Origin of the sequence: Caulobacter sp. 602-1 (assembly GCF_003931565.1) — a bacterium.
Classification (GTDB): domain Bacteria; phylum Pseudomonadota; class Alphaproteobacteria; order Caulobacterales; family Caulobacteraceae; genus Caulobacter.
This window is the reverse complement of the sequence record NZ_RRYI01000134.1, coordinates 1-289: the sequence shown is the minus strand read 5'-3', so window position 1 is coordinate 289 and position 289 is coordinate 1. Positions and strand designations below refer to the sequence as shown.

The following is a 289-nucleotide window of genomic DNA, read 5'->3' as shown; positions in this document are numbered from 1 at the left end:
GCCGAGGCGGTCGGCGATCTGGCGATAGCTGAGGTCCTCGAAACGATGCAGCAGGAAGGCGTCGCGGCAGCGCGGCGGCAGCTCGCGAATGGCGGCCGCGACGCCGGCCAGGTCCTAGCGGGCGATCGAGCGGCGGTCGGCGGCCGGGTCCTCGCTGGGCGCGTTCTCCCAGGCCGCGGTAGTATCGTCGGTATCGAGCCACAAGGTGCGGGCCCGCTCGCGGCCGGCCTGCTTCCAGTGGTCCTTCAGGAGGTTCTTGGCGATGGCGAACAGCAGCGGCCGGCTGTCG

1 protein-coding gene is annotated in these 289 nt (G+C 72.0%); it reads right to left on the bottom strand.

Annotated features, from left to right (window positions below):
* Positions 1-90, bottom strand: a 90-nt coding sequence (locus tag EIK80_RS27115; protein WP_370450264.1) for a sigma factor-like helix-turn-helix DNA-binding protein, incomplete at its 3' end; no start/stop codon positions are given.
* Positions 91-289 lie beyond the last annotated feature (199 nt).